This is a genomic window from Hominimerdicola aceti, assembly GCF_025567495.1.
GTDB classification, from domain to species: domain Bacteria; phylum Bacillota; class Clostridia; order Oscillospirales; family Ruminococcaceae; genus Hominimerdicola; species Hominimerdicola aceti.
The window spans coordinates 1-17212 of the sequence record NZ_JAOQJZ010000010.1 but is presented as its reverse complement, the minus strand read 5'-3'; the positions used below and the strand labels follow the sequence as shown (position 1 = coordinate 17212).

Below are 17212 nucleotides of genomic sequence, written 5' to 3'. Positions count from 1 at the left end.
GAACATTTTGTGTTCGTCCTTTTTTTTGCATGAATGAAAACAGCCGCAAAACCGCATTTTATTATTAGTTTTGTACATCTTTGCTGAGTATCTCCTCTATGTTCTCAAAAATAAATTCCTGCGCTTGCTTTGGAAAAAGTATCGTTTTGTAGCTGTTTCCAAGCTGTGATATTTTTTCACGCTCTATTATTCCTGCTTCAGGGGAAAGTATTGTAGTTTCAAGAAAGCCCCTGCCGTTTGCACCGTCTTTTGCAAGATAATTTTCACCTATGAGCCATTCTTTTATGGCAAGTTTTATGCTTCTTATATCGCCGTCTGTGCCGAGCTGATAGAAAATGCTGTCGCATACTTCTGAAAGGGTCATATCCTGTTCCTTGCCTGAAAGCTCACCTGCGTTGGCAATTATATATTCCTTTGTGCTTTGACCGCCAACCGCATTTTGTTTTTGCAGATAGCCCTCTGGGATATATTTATAACCCGAAGCAGCGTCAGGATTTTCCTTGAGATATTTCTGTATCTCAGCTACAAAGTATCTTCCATAACGTTCCTGCTTTGACTTGCCCACCCCTGAGATATTCAAAAGCTCCGTCTGCGTCTTAGGCAGCTTTATACACATATCACGCAGTGAAGCGTCTGTAAGAATGATATATGCAGGCAGACTCGCCTGTGTCGCAAGCTTGCTTCGCACAGCTCTGAGCCGTCCGAAAAGCTCCTTGTCAAATGTCGTAACTTCGTCCCTGCCGATCTTTGTGACCGTTTCGCTCTTTGGCTTTTTCTTTGGAAGGCGTATTGTAATAGTCTTTTTGTCCATTAATATCTCTGCAGACCTTCTTGTAAGAGTAAGCACAGAAAAATCCCCGTGTGAAGTCTGTGTGATGTAATCATCAGCTTCAAGAAAAGCTATAAGCCTGCGGATATACACCTGCGTGGAGTCTTTCATTATGCCGTAGGTTGAAAGAGTGGAAAGGTCAAAACGCTTTACCTTTTCGGAGTCTGAGCCTTTAAGTATCTGTGCTATGACACCTGCTCCAAAAGAAAGGTTTCGCTGGTGAAGTCTATAAATGCAGGAAAGCACTTTTTGGCAATCTACAGACACGTCAACTTCTTCTGTTTCTCCGAAATCACCCAAACAGCCTGAGCAGTTCTGACAAGGCTTGTCCTGCTTCTCGCCGAAATATCCAAGGATAAACTCTCTCAGACAGCCGTTTGTATTGCAGTAATCGGTCATCTTTTTCAGACGCATAAGATCACGTTTGCGTATCATTTCAAGAGTGTCATCGTCAAGGTCGGGATTGTCATGAGAATTGTTTATAAGAAACTTGTTGGTCGCAACGTCCTGACTGCTGTAGAGCAAAATGCACTTTGCTTCGTTTCCGTCACGTCCCGCTCTGCCTGCCTCCTGATAATAGCTTTCAATATTCTTAGGCATATTATAATGTATGACATAGCTCACGTTTGATTTGTCTATTCCCATGCCGAAAGCATTGGTCGCCACCATGACCTGGACACGGTCAAAGATAAAATCGTCTTGATTTTTACGCCTTTCCTCATCAGAAAGTCCTGCATGATAGCGTGAAGCGTTGTAGCCGTCGGCACAGAGCTTTTCACACACGCTCTCAACATTTTTTCTTGTGGAGCAGTAGATTATTCCGCAGTTGTCCTTGTATTTCTCAACTATCCTCACTGTTTCACTGTATTTGTCATGAGGGTGAGAAACGCCAAAGTAGAGATTTTTTCTGTCAAAGCCTGTGGTTATGGTGAAAGGGTCACGGAGTTCAAGCATTTTGATAATGTCCGCTTTTACTTCTGCGGTGGCAGTGGCGGTGAATGCGCTGACTATGGGGCGGTAGGGAAGTTTACCAAGAAACTCGGGTATCTTCATATAGGAAGGTCTGAAATCCTGTCCCCACTGAGAAACGCAGTGGGCTTCGTCCACCGCAAGCATGGATATCTTCACCGACGAAGCCAGTGACAGAAACGAACCTGTCATCAGCCTTTCAGGTGCAACATATATTATCTTGTACATACCACGGGCGGCGTTTGATATAGCCATTTCATACTGTGCCGCCGTCAGTGACGAGTTCAGATACGCTGCCCTCACTCCCGATTGTATCAGCGAGTTCACCTGATCTTTCATAAGGGATATGAGCGGCGAAACAACTATAGTTATCCCGTCAAACATAAGAGCAGGTATTTGATAACACATAGATTTGCCTGCGCCTGTTGGCATAACTCCAAGGCAGTCACGCCCTGCAAGTATGCTGTCTATTATCTGCTCCTGACCGTTTCTGAACTGAGAGTGTCCGAAAAAGTCCTGAAGCACTGAATACTTATTGCGAAAATCTGTCATTTTATCCTAACTTTCCATTGTGTGTATGCTTATATTATACTACCAAAAACCAGCTAAGTCAAACAGATATACAAAATTCCATGCACGATTTTGTAACATCTTTTCCTTAGTCGCTATTGTAATTTTATCGTGATTATGTTATAATAGGCTTGATAAATAATTAGTTATAAAAATATAAAAAATTAACAAATCTCCAAAGGAAGGGTTGTCTGAACACAGTCGAATATTCAGGCATGGTGAAGATCATGGATATGGAAAATAAATTGTGGCAAAGCTATTTTGGTGCTGTCTGGGGAAAGGTTTGTTCAATATGGCACAATATCGGTGGGTTTGTTATGGACGAGAAAAGCGGAGAGTTTTATGCCGATGAAAACTGTCGTGCTCTTATGGGACTTAGAGAGAACACAGATTATGACAAGTTCAGAGATATAGTTGCATTGAACGGCGGAGGACGAGATCTTGGCCTGCCGTTGTGTATAGAACTTCTTGACACTCCAAGTGGCATTACCGCCGGAATAGTGTATCTGTCGAAAGAATATATGTCAAAAAGTGTTTTTGAAGGGCTCGACATTATACCACAATCAGAGCTTGTAAGACTTCTTGATGGAATGACACGCTCATCATTGCTTGCTCTTGTAAGATTTGATGGAGCAGGGAAGCTTTTGGATTCAGACTACTGCATAGGGGAGGCACTTAAGGCGGCTGTTGCAGTTTTGCCTGAAAATACTGTGACGGCATTCAATTCAGACGGTCAGTTTTGGATATATGTTCCACGCTTTGGAGGTAAGCCTGAGGAATTTGCTGACAATATCCGTAAAGCGGTGAAGGAGTGTTGCCTGCCAGATGAATTTGGAGTGAGATCGTCTTCAAATCATTCGCTGTCTGTGACGGCTGGCATAAGCAGCGGCTTTGAAGTGCCAGCAAGACTCATGCACGCAGCAGGCTTTGCACTCTATGAAGCTAAGGCAAAGGGTGCAGGCAGTATTTGTTGCTTTGATCCTGAAAAATATGCAAAGCAGAAGAGTGATATCGAAAATATCAGGGCTTTTTCAGAGCTTCTTGATAAAAATCTGTTTACATATCATTTTCAGCCTATCGTTAGTTCTTCAACAGGCGAGATAGTCGCTTATGAAGCGCTTATGAGAACAAAGGGAAATATAGCACTCAATCCGCTTCAGATACTCAACTGTGCTAAAAATTTCGGCAGACTTTACGATATAGAGAAGGCTACACTGAAAAATACTCTTAAATATCTCAGCAAGCATCAGCTCGATTTTGAAAACCGCAGGCTGTATATAAATTCAATATCATCTCATGCTCTTGAAGATAAGGATTTTTATGCGATCGTCAATGATTATGGCGAACTTCTTGAAAAGGTCGTTATCGAAATGACAGAGCAGACAGAGATCAGCGAGGACGACCTCGATAGAATAAGGGTGCGTCTTGAAAAGAACAATATGAGCCTTGCTATTGACGATTACGGCACAGGCTATTCAAATACATCGAATCTTCTGCGATATGATCCTGAGGTGGTAAAGATAGACCGTTCTCTCATTTCTGGCATTGACCAGAATCCTAAGGCTCAGAAGATAGTTTCAAAAATGGTGGAATATTTCCATTCAAGCGGATATACCGCACTTGCAGAGGGTGTTGAAACAAGCGAAGAACTTAAAACCATGATATATTTCGGCGTCGATCTTATTCAGGGTTATTATGTTTCTAAGCCGAAGCCTGTGCTTATCCACGATATCTCGGAAAATATCCGTGAGGAGATAGTGGCTTACAGTATCGAGGCTGGAGATAAAGATAAAAAGGTCTTCCACGCTGAGGATAATGACGTTATCGACCTTGCTGAGATGTATAAAAAAAGATATTCTGACATTTTTCTCGGCACAGGTACATTTACTCTTTCAGGAAAGGCTGAGGACGATCATGCAGTGCCTCTGTCTGTGACAGTTGGTAGTGGCGTTGATTGCGTCATTCACTTGAAAAACGCATGGCTCACTACATATGGGGAACTACCGAACATAAAGCTTGGCACTGGCTCTAGAGTAAGGATAGTGTGCAGCGGTGAAGATCATATAGACGGCAGAGGCATTTATGTCCCTGAGGGATCGTCGTTAGAGCTCGTAGGCTCAGGTGAGCTTTATGTCAGATCAGAGTCGAAGGATTGCTATGCAATAGGCACTGACAGCAGGCAGCCTTGCGGAAGGATAACTGTCGCAATGACAGGTATTCTTGATATAACTGCAAATGGCGACAAGTGCGTCGGAATAGGCGGAGGAGGCTGCAAAGATGGTATTGTCATTGCAGGCGGTGATATAGCTGTAAATTGCAGTGGCGATAGGTGCGTTGGTATTGGAAGCATCGACGGCGACGCAGATGTGACTATATCAAACTGTGGCTGCAGGCTAAAGCTTGCGGCAGGAATGTCAGTGGGCATTGGTGCCGTAAAGGGCAGTGCTGATATAAGCATTTCAGACTATAACATGAGTTGTGAGCTTTCTGGAAATAACCTGACTGCAGTGGGAGTTATGAGTAACGGGACCGGAAGGATATGTATTCTTGATGGCAGGCTCAACATTTCCATGAAAGGAAGAACTCTCAACTGTGTGGGAACAAGGGACGGCGAGCTGGATTGTGAGCTTAAAAATACTGTCTTTAAGCTTTATTGCGAGGGCGGTTCTGTTTCAGGTGTTGGAGATAAAACTGGTAAAGGTGACGTGACAGCACAAAGCTGTCAGTTCGACGTAATGTTCCTTACAGGCGATGGCTGGTGGCTTGGAAGTCCGAATGGTACGCTTTCAGTGGTCGACTGTAAGAAAGATATCAAGATAAACGAATAAGGCAAAGCCCATAGGCGTGCCTTGTGTGACGCTGCTTTAGATCGTCTGAAGCAGCACGGCTGATTTGTACGGAGGATCATGAGATGATGAATGATACTGCTAAACGTAGACGTATAAAAATAGGACTTTTGGTGAGCCACCTTGAAGATGATTTTGACGATGCGGTTGCAGAGGGCGCAATGATAGGCGCAGAGCAGTGCGACGCCGACCTCGTTATTTTTCCAGGCAGATATATAGATGGGGTCTATGCCGATAAGCTGAGAACGGTGTATGAGTATCAGTATAATACTTTGTTCGATATGGCGGCGGCAAATAAGTTCGACGTTCTGCTTGTGCTTATCGGCACACTTGGAACATATCTTGACAACGAGCATAAGGTTCAGTTTCTGAAAAAATTTGCTGGAACGCCTGTTATAACTATAACGGCACATATTGATGGTTATCCTTGTATCATGCTCGACAACAGAACGGGAATGAAGGAGGCTATAGAACATCTTATAAAGGTGCATGGCTGTAAAAAGATAGGTATGGTAAGCGGACCTAAAACAAGTGATGATGCCCTTGAAAGACTTGACGTTTACAAGGAAACTCTTGAGGAAAATGGTATCATCTATGACGAAAAGCGTGTTGCATATGGTAATTTTTCGAAATTCTGTGTTGACGAAGTCGGAAAGCTAATTGACGATAATCCAGAACTTGAAGCTATAGTTTTTGCAAACGACCAGATGGCAATCGCAGGCTATAAGGCTATGGAAGAGCGTGGGATACGTCCTGGCAAGGATATCCTTGTGACAGGCTTTGATGACGATCCAGTGGCTGAGGAGCTTAATCCGCATTTGACGACTGTCAAGGCTGACCCTTCTGAGCTTGGCTATCATGCCGTTCAGGAGGCTGTGAACTATGTTGTAAATAAGGCTATAAACAACGATAAGATCTCTTCAGAAATGGTAAGAAGAAATTCCTGCGGCTGTCAGGGCAACTCAAAATTAAAGACCATATCTTTTGGTCGCATATCAGATGATCCGGAAGCGTTTGCAAGAAGAATGAGCCAGTTTTTGTTCAATAAATACAGTGCAAGTGAAACAACTGCGAAAATGCGAGAAAATTACGTCAAGATAATATATGCTCTTGATGATTATGCCCGTGAGGAAAATCTTGATAATGAGATCAAAAAAGACAAAGTATTAGAAATGGTCTCAACTCTTGCCAGTGAAGAATTTTTTAGGTTTGTGAACGTTGATGAGCTTTATGCTTCTGTTGAGTATATTCAGCAAAAGCTTATCTCTCGTTTTGATAACGTGGAGAAGCATTTGAAGTTAAATCAGACTTTTATTCAGATATACAAGATACTGGCAGAACGCAATGCGAATTACTGTAAGGAAAAGCTTGAGGATAATGAGTTTCTTGCATGGCAGGCAAACTCTATCACAAGGGATATGCTTGTGTTTGAAGCTTATGATGACAGAGCATATGAGACCGTTGTGGATAAGCTTATGAGGCTTCATATGGAATCAAGCTTTCTGTTCAGTTTCGAGCCTGCCATTATTCACTTCGGTACAGATAAGTGGCAACCGCCGGAATATATGTATCTAAAAGCCTATCACAATGGTTCTGACGCTATCCAGCTCCCACATGAAGAGCAGGCTGTAAAGTATACAGAGCTGTTGTCGAATAAGTATCTGCCAACAGACAGACGTTATACATTAGTGGTATCACCATTGTTCTCTAACGAGGAGCATTACGGAATACTGATGTGTGAGATAAAGCATGAGTATTTTAATTATTTGCAGTCGGTGACAGTTCAACTTTGTGCGGCGCTTAAAATTATAACCTTGATGAAGCAGCAGGCTGTTACCCAGAAGCAGCTTAAAAAGAGCCTGATCGAGATCAAGGAGAACAATGAGCTTCTTCGAGATCTTTCAAGGCAGGACGCTTTGACGGGTTGCTACAATCGAAGGGGATTTTTTGAGGAACTTCGTAAAAGACTCAGCAATGACAAAAACGAGGGTGAAAAGGCTATCATGGTCTTTGCCGACCTTGACTGTCTGAAAACCATAAATGATAAGTTTGGTCACGAGGAGGGCGACTTTGCTATACTATCTGCGGCAAAGATACTTAAACACTCTTTTGGCAACAGTGAGATAGTGGGTCGTATAGGTGGCGATGAGTTCGTTGTATGCGCTTTTCTTGATAACGCAATAGATATCCCGTCAATGAGAAACCATATAGAAGCGGTCACAAGAGAATACAATATTAAATATGCCGCCGATAAGCCATATATAATCCATACGAGCGTAGGCGTTTATCCGTTCGTATGCAGTGCCACGCTTGAGATAGGAGAGCTTCTCAGCCATGCTGATATCCTGCTTTATGAGGAGAAAAAGCACAAGAGAAGTATTCTTAAAAGCGATTATGAATAACATTTGCAGGCTGTCTGAAAAAGGCAGCCTGCTTTTTGTTTTTATGCTTGACAAAATATCATGGCTGTGATATAATAAAACATATTTTACGAAAGGAGCGTCGGATGACATGAGAATTACAAGAATATGGGTGAGAAACTATTAAACCGAATATCAGGCAGGTGCATTGGCACAAGCCGCTCCGACTCTTCCGTATAACGTTTTGGTTACACGCCTGAGGGTGTGTTTTTTTATGCCTGAAAAAGCCGAAGAGCGGCTTGATAACAGACATTAGGAGTGATTAATATGGCAGAAATGTTTGACAACACAATAAAGAAAGACCGTGTGCTGTTGGCGGCAGTGGATACAGGTTCATATGACGTGGAGCTTTCTCTTGATGAACTTGAAGAGCTGACAGAAACAGCAGGCGGCGAGGTGATAGCGAGAGTGACACAGAAAAGGCCGTCCTTTGACAGCGGCACCTGCATAGGCTCAGGCAGACTTGAAGAAATGGCTGAGATATGCAGAAATGAAAATATCGACAGGATAGTTTTCGACTGCGAACTGACAGCCACACAGATAAGAAATATCGAGGACGTGTGCGGCGTTTTCACTATCGACAGAACTATGCTCATACTGGATATCTTTGCTCAGCGTGCGACTACTCATGAGGGCAGATTGCAGGTAGAGATAGCACAGAACAAATACAGACTTCCAAGGCTTGCAGGCATGGGAACTAATATGTCACGTCTTGGCGGTGGTATCGGCACAAGAGGTCCTGGTGAGTCGAAGCTTGAAACTGACAAGCGACACATCAGAACACGTATTGCGGCACTTTCAGACGAGCTTAAGGAGATAGAGAAGCGTCGTGGGCTTATGAGAAAACGCCGCAAGAAAGACGGAGTTCTCACAGCGGCGATAGTGGGCTATACAAACGTGGGCAAATCCACACTGCTTAATTATCTTACAGAAGCGGGCGTGCTTGCAGAGAACAAGCTTTTTGCGACTTTGGAAACAACATCAAGGGCTATAGAGCTTCCTGACGGCAGGTCGGTGACGCTTATTGACACGGTAGGACTTATCAGACGTCTGCCGCATCAGCTTGTGGAAGCTTTCAAATCCACTCTTGAAGAGACGTCAAGTGCGGACGTTATAATCCATGTGTGCGACGCCTCGGCTGATGATTGCGAGGAGCAGGCAAAAGTTACCCTTGAACTGCTCAAAGAGCTTGGCTGTGAGGGAATACCTGTGGTGACAGTGTTCAACAAGTGCGACAAAGTGCCTTATATAAACGAGCTTGACACAACAGGTGAAGCGGTGAAGATATCCGCCAAAAACGGCACAGGCATTGACAGCCTGCTTGCGGCTATACAAAAGGCATTACCCGAAAACAGCGTAAGATGCAGGCTTCTTCTGCCTTTTGACAAGGCGGGTCTTGTGAACACCATAAGGCAGGAGGGCAGGATATTCAGCGAGGATTATACCGCTGAGGGTATCGTTCTTGACGCTCTTGTGGATATCAAGGTCTATCATCTGGTGGAAAGCTATAAGGTAAAAAGTGAAGAATAAAGTGTTTTGCAAACGTTAAAAAAATGTAAACTCTCGGCATGGCTATTGACAAGCCCTGCCTGTGAGAGTATAATAATCGTGGTTAGCAATAACAAATAAATCGAAAGGGAAAAACAGAATATGTCTACTGTTATCATGTCTGCAGTCTTTACATACTTCTTTATGAGCTTGAGCTACTTTTATGGCTTCGAGTTTTTTTGGCGTGTGAAGAAAGCGACGAGATCAGAATAGGCGTATAGAGAAGTTTCTGTTTTTATATATGCGTTTATTATAAGCCGTGGCTTTCTTGTAAAAGAATGTCACGGCTGTTTTTATTGCCTATACAAATTTGATTTTCGGAGGAAAGTAACATGATCATCGTATTGAAAAACAATTCACAGGAAAAACAGGTAGAAGAGCTTTTGAACTGGCTAGACCAGTTCCACGTATCGACGAATCTGGTAGAGGGCGTTCATTCAAATGTTATCGGTCTTATTGGCGACACAACTCAGATCGATATAGAAGCAGTTCAGGCTAAGGAATGTGTTGAAAATGTACAGCGTGTTCAGGAGCCTTACAAGAATGCTAACAGAAAGTTCCACCCTGATAATACTGTTATCGACGTTGCAGGCAGAAAGATAGGCGGCGGAAAACTTCAGGTCATTGCAGGCCCTTGCTCTGTTGAAACTGAGGAGCAGATAATCACAACTGCTATCGCTGTAAAGGAAGCAGGTGCAACAATGCTCAGAGGTGGCGCATTCAAGCCAAGAACTTCACCATATTCATTTCAGGGTCTTGGCAAGGAGGGCATCGACCTTCTCATTCAGGCTAGAAAGATAACAGGTCTGCCTATCGTTACTGAGATCATGGATCTTTCTGATCTTGACTGCTTTGCTGACGTTGACGTTGTTCAGGTAGGAGCAAGAAATATGCAGAATTTCACACTTCTCAAGGCTCTCGGCAGAAGCGACAAGCCAGTTCTTCTCAAGAGAGGACTTTCATCAACACTTCAGGAGCTTCTCATGTCCGCTGAGTACATAATGTCTGAGGGCAATCAGAACGTTATCCTTTGCGAAAGAGGTATCCGTACATTCGAGCCTGCCACAAGAAATACTCTCGATCTTTCAGCCGTTCCTCTGCTCCAGCAGAAAACACATCTTCCTATCACTGTCGACCCTAGCCACGCTACAGGTATCGCTTCACTTGTTGAGCCAATGGCACTTTGCGCTGTAACAGCAGGCTGTGACGCACTTGAGATAGAGGTACACAATGACCCTAAGAACGCATGGAGCGATGGTGCGCAGTCACTTACTCCTGCACAGTTCGCTGAAACAATGAAGAAAGTTAAGGCACTTTCCGAGTTCATGGGCAAGCCTCTTGATGTAAACGAATAAACAAGACATTGAAAAAGAGGTGTTTTCGCACCTCTTTTTCTTTACAAATATTCAGTTATGTGGTATAATGTTTTAGGACTGTAAATGGATAAAGTACAAAGGAGGAAGAACGATGAAACTTGTGCTTAAACAAAGGCTTTTTTCATGGTTTGACAGCTATGATGTGTGCGACGAATACGGTAACGCAGTTTTCAGCGTAAAAGGCAGACTCGCATGGGGTCACTTGCTGGAGATATACGACAACATGGGAAACAAGGTCGGCGTGCTGAAAGAAAAGGTGCTGAAAATTTTCCCTACCTTTGAGATATACATAGGCGGAGAGTATATGGGCTGTATAAAGAAAGAGTTCACCTTTTTCAAGCCTAAGTTCGACATAGACTTCTGCGGCTGGAGAGTGGATGGTGATATTTTCGGCTGGGACTATTCCGTTTATAGCGGTGCTGAACAGATAATGTATGTGTCAAAGGAGCTTTTGCACCTTATTGATACCTATGTCATAGACGTTTATGACGATAGCAATGCTTTGGCAGGATTGCTCATTGCACTTGCGATAGACGCCGAGAAATGCTCAGACGGCAATTAGGCTTTTATGATAGCTGTGTAAAAAATTGTACTGAAAGGTTTTGATATTAATGAAATTCAACTGCGAGCTTAAAAGGGTCGTGGACGATTCTTATGATATAGAAATAGGCAGAAAATTGCAGGATACACTGGTCAGCGACCTTAAAGGCGGTCTTGTGGGAAAGATAAAGAAATTTGCCGTTGTAACGGATTCTATCGTTGTGGATCTCTATGGCAGAGATATTTATGAAAGGCTCAATGCCGCAGGTCTGAAAGCCGAGCTTTTTGTGATACCTGAGGGAGAAAAGTCCAAAACCAGGCAGATGAAAGAGTTTGTTGAGGACTCTATGCTTGAAAAAGGCTTTCGCCGTGACTGCTGTGTGGTAGCCGTTGGCGGTGGAGTTGTCACAGACCTTGCAGGCTTTGTTGCAGGAACATTCGGCAGAGGAGTGCCTTTTGTGAATTATGCCACAACGCTTCTTGCGGCGGCTGACGCTTCTGTGGGCGGAAAAACTGCCGTTGATACGCCCCTTGCTACAAATCTTATCGGTCTGTTCAATCAGCCCAAGAAAGTGTATCTCGACATAGACACATGGAAAACTCTGCCTGAAGAACAGCTTTCAAGCGGTCTTGCGGAAACTATAAAGCACGGCTGTCTTGGGGATAAGGAGCTGTTTGAGTATCTTGAAAAAAACGTGGAAAAGGTGCTTGAATGTGACGGTGAAGCCTGCGAGTATATCGCAAAGAAAAACTGCGAAGTCAAGTACAAAGTGGTAATGAAAGACGAGAGAGAGTCGGGTCTGAGAGAGGTGCTCAACCTTGGTCACACTGTTGGCAGAGCCATTGAAACTGTGTCTGATTATAGACTATATCATGGAGAAGCTGTAGCTATCGGTATGGTGGCACAGGCAAGATTGGGCGAGAAGCTTGGTTTCATATCCCATGAAAATGAACAGCGTGTGGAAAGGCTTCTTGAAAGGGCAAAGCTTCCTACAAAAATACCTGACTATATTGACAGAAAGGCTCTTGTGAAAAAGCTTTATACAGATAAAAAGGTCCGTGACGGAAAGCTGAGATTTGTTTTCCAAAAAGAAATAGGCGAGATGATGTGCTTCGGTGAAAATCAGTACGGCAAAGAGATATCCGAGGAGCAGATAGCAGAAATAATCACAGAGATGTAACGGAGGATAGCGATGAACATAACTGTATTTCCGAAAAAACTCAGCGGACAGGTGACAGTTCCGCCCTCAAAAAGCGTTGCACACAGAATGGTGATAGCGGCGGCGCTGTCAAACGGCGTTTCTGAGATAACAAATCTTTATCCCTCGGTGGATATCCTTGCGACTATGGATTGCATGAGGGCGCTTGGGGCGAAAATAGATTTTGACGGCGATAAGGCTGTGATAGAGGGCATAAAGGATATTCCTGAGAGCGCAGTTTTGGATTGCTGTGAGAGCGGCTCAACGCTGAGATTTCTCATACCTGTTGCCTGTGCGCTTGGGGTGGATACTCAGTTCATCGGCAGGGGCAGGCTTCCGCAAAGACCTATCACACCATATCTTGAAGAGTTTCCAAAGCATGGTGTAAGCTTTGAATATGACAACACTATGCCTTTTTCCACAAACGGAAAGCTCACAGGGGGCAAGTTCTATGTTGACGGTGGAATATCTTCTCAGTTTATCACAGGGCTTCTGTTTGCTCTGCCGCTTCTTGAGGAGGACAGCGAGATAATACTCACTTCTCATTTGGAGTCAAAGCCATATGTTGACATAACTCTAGGCACTTTGAGAGAGCATGGCTGTCAGGTGGAGGAAACAGAGAACGGATATTTTGTAAAGGGCGGTCAGAATTATATGCCTTTCAGCGGCAGAGTTGAGGGGGATTATTCTCAGGCGGCTTTCTTCAAGGTGGCAAATTCTTTGGGCAGTGATATTGATATCGCAGGGCTTTCTGAAAAATCTTTTCAGGGAGATAAAAAAATTGTTGAAATATGCGAGAAAATAGTGTATAATAAAAATGGCGGTTTGCAGCCTTTTGACCTCGACTGTTCGGATATACCCGACCTTGTGCCTGTTCTTACAGTACTTGGAAGCTTCTGCGAGGGAAAAAGCTATATACGAAATGCCGCACGTCTTAGGATAAAGGAGTGCGACAGGCTTTCGGCTATCTCACAGTGCCTTAACGCAATTGGCGGAAAGGTAACTGAGCTTGAGGACGGATTGGAGATAGAGGGCGTTGGCTCACTGAATGGCGGAGAAGTTGACAGCTTCAACGACCACAGGATCGCAATGTCAATGGCGGTGGCTGCCACAAGATGTACTTCACCACTGAAGATAAACGGTGCGGAGTGCGTCAGCAAGTCATATCCCGATTTCTTTGAGGTATATGAGAGCATCGGAGGAGAGATAAGCCGTGAGCCTTAACGTGGGCTAGTACAAAAATTTGTACTGATCTGGCGGGTATCTGCCGTTATTTATACAGGCTTTATAAGCTGACAGGAGGAAGTAAAATGTCATCAACATGGAACAACAATATAGGCTTTACCGTTTTCGGTGAGAGCCACGGCCCTGCAATAGGCGTTGTTATGGATAATGTACCGCCGGGGGAGAGCATCGACCTTGACAAGATATATCAATTTATGGCAAGAAGAGCGCCTAAACAGAATAAGACCTCTACACAGAGAAAAGAAAAGGATATGCCGCAGATAATGTCTGGCTATTTTAACGGCAAGACTACAGGTACTCCTCTTTGTGCGCTTATAGCCAATACAGACCAGCATTCACAGGATTATTCAAATCTTTCAAGGCTTGCAAGACCAGGTCACGCTGATTATACAGGCGCATTGAGATACAGAGGCTTCAATGATGTAAGAGGCGGCGGACATTTTTCAGGCAGACTTACTGCGCCTCTATGCTTTGCAGGAGCAGTGGCAGGTCAGATACTTGAAAAAAGAGGTATCTATGTAGGCGCTCATATCGCAGAGATCCATGGCATAAAGGATAAGGCTTTTGACCCTATAAATACCACTAAGGATATGATAAGGGAAGTTCGTGAGAAAGAGTTCCCGACTATTATCGACGTTCAGGGCAACGAAATGATAAAGGAGATAGACAAGGCAAGAAAGGATAAGGACAGCGTTGGCGGAATTATAGAATGTATCGCTATCAATGTTCCAGCCGGTATCGGCTCGCCTATCTTTGACGGACTTGAAAACTCTATAGCTCAGCTTATTTTCGGTATCCCTGCGGTAAAGGGTCTGGAGTTTGGTGCAGGCTTTAAGGTGGCGGAAATGACAGGTTCGGAGAACAATGACGAGTTCTATGTAAATGATAAGGGTCACGTTGTGACAAAGACAAACAATCACGGCGGAATACTGGGCGGAATAGCTTCTGGTATGCCTATCTCACTTAGAGTTGCTTTCAAGCCTACTCCGTCAATAGCAAGACCGCAGGCAACTGTGGACTATTCAGCTATGAAAAATGAAACTCTCGAAGTAAAGGGCAGACACGACCCTTGTGTTGTTCCAAGAGCTGTGCCATGTGTTGAGGCGGCTGTTAATATAGCTTTGCTCAATCATATGCTTGAATACCCAAATTTTTAGAGAAATTTCCAAAGGAGGATTGATAGCTTGGTACAAAATCCTGAGGCTCATATATCAGAGAACATGAAGAACATTTCCGACGTGTATGAGGTTCAAATACTTCTGGCTTATTTTCTGGGTCAGATAAATCAGCTTTGTACGCCTAATCAGCTTACTGAGATAGCCACGGGCGAAGGCGTTGTGAATTATTTTGTGTACACTGAGGCTGTCAGCAGAATGTTGGAAAACGGCACGCTGGAGCTTGCGGAAATAGAAGGCACGAATTACTATCGGCTCACTGAAAAGGGCATTGAGGGCGCTGAGAAATTCAAAAAACTTGTGCCGAAAAGTTTTAGAGATAAGATATATGCGGCAGGTCTAAGACTGTTCGTCAAGCTTAAAAACGATCGTGACGTAAGCTTTGATATAAAGCCTGCAAAGCGTGGCTATAACGTGCATTGCCGCTGCTGTGACGATGATATGGTGCTTATGGACATAACTCTTTACGCACCTGATCAGGAGCAGGCAAATTATATAAAATCGAAAATTCAGATGAATCCTACAGATTTCTATTGCAGAGTGGTGGACTATATAATCGAGAACGAGGAATATGTGCCGTCTGCTGCAGAGGAGCAGGGATTGTTCTAAAGAAAGTGGAGCCGTCTGGGCGTATGCTCAGGCGGCTTTTGAAAAAATATTTTTTATTTTTTGTGACATTTCGGGAGAGAAAAAGTATTTATTATAAAGGGGTGATCAAATGGACGTCAATTTGAAAAATACGCCTTCAGAGATAGACAGGCTTATAGATAAATATAAAAGTACCGTTTATGGAATCGCTATAGCACGTCTTGGCTCAAAAGCAGATGCAGACGATGTTTTTCAGGAAGTGTTTCTTGCAGCTTATCGAAAGGGGATAACAGTCAAGGACAATGATGAGGAGAAGTTCTGGCTTATCAGGACTACTCTCAATCAGTGCAAAAAGATAACATTGTCAAGCTGGCGCAGGCGTACAGTTCCCCTTGAAGAAAGAAAGGAAGAGGTAAGCTTTTTCAGAAGCCGTGAGGAAAATGATGTTTTCTGCGCTGTAACAGAACTGCCTGAAAAATACAGAATGGTGGTCTATCTTTACTATTTTGAAGAGGTGTCTACTGATGAGATAGCAAAGATAATGAAAGTACGCAGTGGAACGGTGAGAATGCAGCTTACAAGGGCAAGAGAAATGTTGAAAGAAAAGCTGAAAGGAGGATATTTCTATGAATAAGGAATTTTTCAGAGGCATGAAAGAGCAGATAGAGCCTGATGAAGAGCAGGTCGAGGAGCTGAAAAATAAGCTCAAGAATACTGCGGCGGTAAGCAGGAAACCTATGTGGATAGGCGGAGTATGTGCGGCGGCACTGTGTGTGGCAGTTGGAGCAGGTCTGTTTTTATCCGACAGCAAAACTGATAAAAACAGCATAAAGACAAGCGGCAGTTCATCAGTGCAGTACAATGACAGTTGGTCGCCTGACCTTATAAATAGAAATGGGAACGGCTCTGACGGAAATCAGACAGTAGCTGGTGGCGAAACAGAGGAAAGCATTGTCGACAGTACACATGATTCAAAGATCGACAACGGCAAGACGGACGATACGCCCAATATAAACAACAATACGGGTGGAAATACGCACATAACAGACAATGACCGCATAAGTGACAACAATGGCGGAATTATTTCAGACAATAGTAATACAGAAAATACAGATAGTAATGCAAACGACAGCAAATCGGAGACCACATCGTCCAAAAATGAAACGGAAGACCCTATAGAGTTCGATGAAAAAGACCCTGTATACCCTGAGATATATGTGCAGGACGAAAGGCTTTTTGATATGACATTAAAGGGCAGGGCATTTGCATTCCCTGCAAAGTATAGTGATGTAGCGGATATGGGTCTTTGGGCGGCAGGTCTAAGTGGTTATTCTGAGAGCGTTGACCCGAAAAATTATGTGATAGCGGAAGATGATATGGAAACTTTTTTCAGTAATGGTGCAACAGGATATTCAGGAAGCATGACAATTGACAATAACACTTATGAGGAAGCGAAAGCAAGCGATTGTGATGTCATGGGATTGTTTTTGGATAACTGTCCTGAGTTCTCTATAGGCGGAATAAAGACTGGATCGACTATAGAGGAAGTGAATAAGACATTCGGTGTTAATTATACTAATGAATGCAGAACGCTTACTGTACATTCTCAGAACGGAGCTTTTACAGACAGCAAGGGTACTTTTACTTTAACAGTTGTATTTGCGTTCGATGACGGGGTAGTTTATAGTGTAGGCGAGTCAAAGATATATTCGACGTTCTTCTGATCGTCAATATTGTGTAAGTTTTGTACTGTTTCTGTGCAAAATAATGAAAATATCTATAAAAAACATAGAAACGGTACAAAACGCTTGACAAAATAGCATAAAAGTGATAAAATAAACAAGTCGCCTCGAGAGAGAGCGATAAAGGAAGAAGCGAAACGAAGGTAAAAGGTTCGGGAGAACAGA

12 protein-coding genes are annotated in these 17212 nt (G+C 43.5%); 11 read left to right on the top strand and 1 reads right to left on the bottom strand.

Going from position 1 to position 17212, the window contains the following annotated elements:
- Nucleotides 1-64: 64 nt before the first annotated feature.
- Entirely contained in the window at nt 65-2350 is a 2286-nt protein-coding gene (recQ, locus tag OCV57_RS09855) for a DNA helicase RecQ (RefSeq protein WP_267301394.1), read from the bottom strand.
- 251 nt (nt 2351-2601) lie between these two features.
- On the opposite strand from recQ, the gene OCV57_RS09850 reads away from it, so the two are divergent.
- The 11 genes from OCV57_RS09850 to OCV57_RS09800 all read left to right on the top strand — a co-directional run bounded on the left by OCV57_RS09850 (nt 2602) and on the right by OCV57_RS09800 (nt 17029).
- Nucleotides 2602-5196: an EAL domain-containing protein gene (locus tag OCV57_RS09850; RefSeq protein WP_267301392.1), complete on the top strand. Its 2595-nt coding sequence runs from the start codon at nt 2602-2604 to the stop codon at nt 5194-5196.
- Nucleotides 5197-5279: 83 nt separating this feature from the next.
- Nucleotides 5280-7616: a diguanylate cyclase gene (locus OCV57_RS09845; protein ID WP_195221794.1), complete on the top strand. Its 2337-nt coding sequence runs from the start codon at nt 5280-5282 to the stop codon at nt 7614-7616.
- Between the two features lie 285 nt (nt 7617-7901).
- Nucleotides 7902-9164, top strand: a complete 1263-nt coding sequence (gene hflX, locus OCV57_RS09840) for a GTPase HflX (RefSeq protein ID WP_317245414.1) — start codon at nt 7902-7904, stop codon at nt 9162-9164.
- A 350-nt stretch (nt 9165-9514) separates the two neighbouring features.
- On the top strand, nt 9515-10537 hold the full coding sequence (gene aroF / locus OCV57_RS09835; protein WP_022288572.1) for a 3-deoxy-7-phosphoheptulonate synthase: 1023 nt from the start codon (nt 9515-9517) through the stop codon (nt 10535-10537).
- Nucleotides 10538-10649: 112 nt separating this feature from the next.
- Nucleotides 10650-11120, top strand: coding sequence for an LURP-one-related/scramblase family protein (locus tag OCV57_RS09830; RefSeq protein WP_267301389.1), 471 nt, complete (start codon nt 10650-10652; stop codon nt 11118-11120).
- A 49-nt stretch (nt 11121-11169) separates the two neighbouring features.
- Nucleotides 11170-12279 carry a 3-dehydroquinate synthase gene (aroB, locus tag OCV57_RS09825; RefSeq protein WP_267301478.1) on the top strand — a complete coding sequence of 370 codons (1110 nt, stop codon included), beginning with the start codon at nt 11170-11172 and terminating at the stop codon, nt 12277-12279.
- Between the two features lie 12 nt (nt 12280-12291).
- On the top strand, nt 12292-13521 hold the full coding sequence (gene aroA / locus OCV57_RS09820) for a 3-phosphoshikimate 1-carboxyvinyltransferase (RefSeq protein ID WP_267301387.1): 1230 nt from the start codon (nt 12292-12294) through the stop codon (nt 13519-13521).
- Between the two features lie 86 nt (nt 13522-13607).
- Nucleotides 13608-14699, top strand: a complete 1092-nt coding sequence (gene aroC, locus OCV57_RS09815; RefSeq protein WP_117892666.1) for a chorismate synthase — start codon at nt 13608-13610, stop codon at nt 14697-14699.
- 27 nt (nt 14700-14726) lie between these two features.
- Entirely contained in the window at nt 14727-15326 is a 600-nt protein-coding gene (locus OCV57_RS09810; RefSeq protein WP_022288567.1) for a DUF4364 family protein, read from the top strand.
- 109 nt (nt 15327-15435) lie between these two features.
- The gene (locus OCV57_RS09805; protein WP_117877962.1) at nt 15436-15939 is read left to right on the top strand and encodes an RNA polymerase sigma factor; all 504 of its coding nucleotides are present in this window, start codon (nt 15436-15438) and stop codon (nt 15937-15939) included.
- Nucleotides 15932-17029, top strand: a complete 1098-nt coding sequence (locus OCV57_RS09800) for a hypothetical protein (RefSeq protein WP_267301382.1) — start codon at nt 15932-15934, stop codon at nt 17027-17029. The genes OCV57_RS09805 and OCV57_RS09800 overlap by 8 nt, the downstream gene beginning before the upstream one ends.
- The last annotated feature ends 183 nt before the right edge of the window (nt 17030-17212 follow it).

What these genes read in the sequence shown, in the direction of transcription:
- hflX (WP_317245414.1), top strand. Translation starts at nt 7,902, where the DNA reads ATGGCAGAAATGTTTGACAACACAATAAAGAAAGACCGTGTGCTGTTG.
- OCV57_RS09800 (WP_267301382.1), top strand. Translation starts at nt 15,932, where the DNA reads ATGAATAAGGAATTTTTCAGAGGCATGAAAGAGCAGATAGAGCCTGAT.
- OCV57_RS09845 (WP_195221794.1), top strand. Translation starts at nt 5,280, where the DNA reads ATGATGAATGATACTGCTAAACGTAGACGTATAAAAATAGGACTTTTG.
- aroB (WP_267301478.1), top strand. Translation starts at nt 11,170, where the DNA reads ATGAAATTCAACTGCGAGCTTAAAAGGGTCGTGGACGATTCTTATGAT.
- recQ (WP_267301394.1), bottom strand. Translation starts at nt 2,350, where the DNA reads ATGACAGATTTTCGCAATAAGTATTCAGTGCTTCAGGACTTTTTCGGA.
- aroA (WP_267301387.1), top strand. Translation starts at nt 12,292, where the DNA reads ATGAACATAACTGTATTTCCGAAAAAACTCAGCGGACAGGTGACAGTT.
- aroC (WP_117892666.1), top strand. Translation starts at nt 13,608, where the DNA reads ATGTCATCAACATGGAACAACAATATAGGCTTTACCGTTTTCGGTGAG.
- OCV57_RS09805 (WP_117877962.1), top strand. Translation starts at nt 15,436, where the DNA reads ATGGACGTCAATTTGAAAAATACGCCTTCAGAGATAGACAGGCTTATA.
- OCV57_RS09830 (WP_267301389.1), top strand. Translation starts at nt 10,650, where the DNA reads ATGAAACTTGTGCTTAAACAAAGGCTTTTTTCATGGTTTGACAGCTAT.
- OCV57_RS09850 (WP_267301392.1), top strand. Translation starts at nt 2,602, where the DNA reads ATGGAAAATAAATTGTGGCAAAGCTATTTTGGTGCTGTCTGGGGAAAG.
- aroF (WP_022288572.1), top strand. Translation starts at nt 9,515, where the DNA reads ATGATCATCGTATTGAAAAACAATTCACAGGAAAAACAGGTAGAAGAG.